2 protein-coding genes are annotated in these 4,492 nt (G+C 63.0%); one reads left to right on the top strand and one right to left on the bottom strand.

Annotated elements, in window-relative coordinates:
• Positions 1-560 precede the first annotated feature (560 nt).
• The gene (gene katG / locus AACR77_RS09605) at positions 561-2,735 is read left to right on the top strand and encodes a catalase/peroxidase HPI (RefSeq protein WP_042881056.1); all 2,175 of its coding nucleotides are present in this window, start codon (positions 561-563) and stop codon (positions 2,733-2,735) included.
• Positions 2,736-2,849: 114 nt separating this feature from the next.
• Here the strand turns inward: katG and AACR77_RS09600 are convergent, their stop codons facing one another.
• Positions 2,850-4,286, bottom strand: coding sequence for an HAD hydrolase family protein (locus AACR77_RS09600; protein WP_197055488.1), 1,437 nt, complete (start codon positions 4,284-4,286; stop codon positions 2,850-2,852).
• Between the last annotated feature and the right edge of the window lie 206 nt (positions 4,287-4,492).

Raw genomic sequence — 4,492 nt, 5'->3', positions numbered from 1 at the left:
ATTCCGGTTGTCGTGGGTTCGAGCCCCATCAGCCACCCCATTATTCCCCTCCAGGCTGGGATCAGCCTGATGAGACAGCAGCACGCTGTCTGTTTGGACCGGCCACTGGCCGGTCTTTTTGTTTCTGCGCCGCCCGCTTTTTGGCGCAACGCCCCCACCCCATCCTCTGGCGCTCGGCGCCCTGCTCAGGACGCAGTCCGGACCGCCGTCACAAAAATGGGGTTTTCTACCCCGCTCAAGACAAGCCCTCCTCATGCCATGACCCAGCGCAAGTCCAGGTCTGATCCCTCGTGTTATGGATAAAAAGATTGATAACACGGCTGCCAGGGCGCTCCTTCCTTCTCTTATCCCTTGTCCAGGAGAGCCAAATTCGATGGCACCGATTCATCTTTTCGTAATACGGTCATCCCATCCTTAATCAATTAGCTGAAATATAGGGAGTTATTGATAACCCCCCGATGCCGGTCCAAGGCCCAACCTGTCACATGCCCCGCCGGTTGCAGGAAAAGTTCCCATACTGAGTTGTCTGCATTGCACATGACTGCCAAGGAGAGACAGAGATGAGTGAAGAAAGCAAATGCCCCTTCAACCACACCGCCGGCGTCGGCAGAACCAATCGAGATTGGTGGCCGAACCAGTTGCGGCTGGATCTGCTGCATCAGCATTCCCCCGGCGCCGATCCCATGGACAAGGACTTTGACTACGCCAAGGCCTTCGCGAGCCTGGATTACAAGGCACTCAAGAAAGATCTGGTCAAGCTGATGACGGATTCCCAGGAGTGGTGGCCGGCGGACTTCGGTCACTACGGCCCCCAGTTCATCCGCATGACCTGGCATGCTGCGGGCACCTATCGCACCACCGACGGTCGCGGTGGCGGCGGCCGTGGCCAACAGCGCTTTGCCCCCCTCAACAGCTGGCCTGACAACGTCAACATCGACAAGTCCCGTCGCCTGCTCTGGCCCATCAAGCAGAAATACGGCAACAAGATCTCCTGGGCCGATCTGCTGATCCTCGCCGGCAACGTCGCCCTGGAGACCATGGGTTTTCGCACCTTCGGCTTTGGCGGTGGGCGGCCCGACGTGTGGGAGCCGGATCAGGACGTCAACTGGGGGGATGAAATTGCCTGGCTCGGGGTCGATCCCGATCGGGTCAAGGGCGATCGCGAGCTTACGGCCCCCTTCGGTGCCACCCACATGGGCCTCATCTACGTCAACCCGGAAGGGCCCAACGCCAGCGGTGACTACATGGAGGCTGCCAAGGACATCCGTTCCACCTTCGGTCGCATGGCCATGAACGATAAAGAGACGGTCGCCCTTATCGCGGGCGGCCACACCTTCGGCAAGGCCCACGGCGCCGCGCCCGAATCCCACAAGGGGCCAGAGCCGGAAGCCGCGCCTCTGGAGGCCCAGGGCCTCGGCTGGATGAGCGACTTCGGCAGCGGCCATGGCAAGGATACCGTCTCGAGCGGGCTCGAAGTAACCTGGACCAAGACACCGGCCCTGTGGAGCAACAACTTCTTTGAAAACCTGTTCAACTACGAGTGGGAGCTGACCACGTCGCCAGCCGGCGCCAAGCAGTGGGTGGCCAAGGATGCGCCGGAGATCATTCCCGATGCGCACATCCCCGGCAAGTTCCACAAGCCGACCATGCTCACCACCGACCTGACCCTGCGCTTTGACCCCGAGTTTGGCAAGATCTCCCGCCACTTCTATGAGGATCCGCAGGCCTTCGCCGATGCCTTTGCTCGCGCCTGGTTCAAGCTGACCCACCGCGACATGGGCCCCATCGCCCGCTACCTGGGGCCGGAAGTGCCCAAAGAGGAGCTGATCTGGCAAGACCCCATCCCCGCCGTCAATCATCCCCTGATCGATGACAAGGACGTGGCCCTGCTCAAGGAGAAGATCCTGGCGGCCTCCCTGTCCGTGGCCGAGCTGGTCTCCACCGCCTGGGCTTCCGCGTCCACCTTCCGTGGCTCTGACAAACGCGGTGGCGCCAACGGTGCCCGCATCCGCCTGGCCCCGCAGAAGGAGTGGGCCGTGAACCAGCCTGCCCAGCTTGCGAAAGTGCTTCAGGCCCTCGACGGGATACAGCAGACCTTCAACGCTTCCGCCACCGGCGGCAAGCGGGTCTCCCTCGCCGATCTCATCGTGCTGGCGGGCGGCGTGGGGGTCGAGCAGGCCGCGAAGAGAGCCGGTGTCGCCGTGACCGTGCCCTTCACTCCGGGCCGGATGGATGCCTCCCAGGCCCAGACCGATGTGGACTCCTTCGCGGTGCTCGAGCCCCTTGCAGATGGATTTCGCAACTACGCAGGCGAGTGCGCGGGCTTCGCGGAGACCATGCTGATCGACAAGGCGCAGCTGCTCACCCTGAGTGCCCCCGAGATGACGGTACTGGTGGGCGGCATGCGGGTGCTCGGCACCAACGCGGGCAACTGCCACGGGGTCTTTACCGCCGCCCCGGGTACCCTCTCCAACGACTTCTTCGTCAACCTGCTCGACATGGGCACGGAGTGGAAACCGGCGGCGGGCAGCCAGGGAGTCTATGAAGGCCGTGATCGCCAGAGCGGCAAGGTGAAGTGGACCGGAACCCGGGTCGATCTGGTGTTCGGTTCCAACTCCCAGCTGCGCGCCCTGGCAGAGGTCTACGCCAGTGCGGATGCCAAGGAGAAGTTCGTGAAGGACTTTGTGGCGGCCTGGACCAAGGTGATGAACCTGGATCGCTTCGACCTCGCCTGAGGACGCTGGCAGGCGCCCCGTTCCCAACGCCCCGGGAACGGGGCGTTTTTTATGGGCTGCTTCCAGCCCCCGGCCTCTCCCCGCTCTTCTCGCGGCGGCGCAGCCTGCCCGGCTTCAGCCGGCGGTGATGACGGTGCAGCCCTCCCCTTCGAGCGTCTTGACCAGGACCGGATCCTGCCGGGTGCAGATCAGGTAGTCGAGATCCGCAGCGTGCAGGAAGGGGTAGGAGGCCAGGGACTCCAGCTTGTCGTCATTGCACAGCACCGCCAGCGAGCCGCAACGCTCCGCGACCCGGCGCTTGAACTCGCTGTCCTGGTAATGCACGGCGCTGAAGCCGAGATCCGAGGACCAGGCACAGACCCCCAGGAAACCGAGGTCGAAGCGGAACTTTTTGATGCCCTCGGCCGCCGCGATATCAACGGCCCCGCCGACCAGCGGATCCTGCTCGCCACCGATGAGGATGGTCCTGATGCCGGGTCTCTCCAGCAGCCGGCAGGCGATGGCCGGGCTGTTGGTCACCACCGTCAGACCCTGGTGTTCCGGCATGAGGGAGGCCAGTAGCAGGTGGGTGCTGCTGGCATCCAGGAAGATCAGCTGGTTCGGTTTGACCAGGCTCAGGGCGGCCACGGCCAGGGCCTGCTTCTGCGCCACATGCTGGGTACTGCGTTCGGTCAGGGTCCCCGTCTGGGGCGACAGGGAGATGGCGCCACCGTGAATGCGCTTGCAGCGCCCCTCATCGGCCAGATAGCGCAGATCCCGCCTGATGGTCGCCTCCGTGGTGCCCAGCGGCTCCGCCAGCTCCGCCGCCATCACTTTGTGGTGCGCGGCCAGCAGATCCAGAATGAGGAGCCGTCGCTCCTCCGGTGAATACTTGTCCATGGTGTTCCCTTGTAATGGCCGGGCGATCATCGCCCGGCCCGCCTCACGCCCCCAGCCTCTGCAGTGCGAGCAGTTGCAAGATGGTATGCATGACGGCGTCCTCATCGTTCGAGCGGGTGATGAAATGGGCGGCGTCCTTGGTCCGTCGTGGCCATTGCGCATGGCGAAACTGAAGTCGGCGCACGCCATCAGCTCGATGTCATTGAGCCCGTCGCCAAAGACCAGGGTCTCATGACGACCGGCGCCGACCAGCTGCTGCAACCTGGCCACCGTTGTCCCCTTGTGCACGCCGGCATTGGCGATGTCTATCCACTGCTGGTCGGACGCCACTATGTAGGCCTCGTCATCACACTCGCCAAGCTGGCCCCGCAGATCCAGGCAGCGCCCCTGCTCGTCATAGACGGTGATCTTCACAACGTCCGCGGTGATGTCACCAAAATCGGCGACCGTCTGCACCTGGATGTAAGAGCGGCGCACCAGGGCTTTCAGATGATCCGGCACCGCCTCCCGGATCGCCGCGCAGGCCGCCGTGCAGGCGATGACGATATGCTCGCCCGACAGATGCGCCAACCAACGGATGATGGCCAGGCCCTGGGCGTTGTCCAGCCGCGCCTCGACCCGGTCGACCTGTTTTCCCGTGCAGGGCGCAAAATGTATCCCCTGCTGCGCCATGGCGGCAACCACCTCGGCGAACAGGGCTCGGTTGTTATCCCCCCTGCTATATGAGGAAGGTGCCGTCCATGTCCGTGATGATGAGCGTGATCATGCTGTTACCTCGGATGTATGCATGCTGACCGCGGCCATCATATCGCCACAATGAACACACACAAACAAATTCAAGGTCATTTTTGTTCATATGAGCTAGAAATGATCATAGC

The sequence above is a fragment of the Aeromonas sp. ZOR0002 genome, assembly GCF_963866995.1.
Taxonomy (GTDB): Bacteria; Pseudomonadota; Gammaproteobacteria; order Enterobacterales; family Aeromonadaceae; genus Aeromonas; species Aeromonas caviae.
Note: the sequence above shows the minus strand (reverse complement) of the source record. Positions and strands in the feature narration are given on the sequence as shown.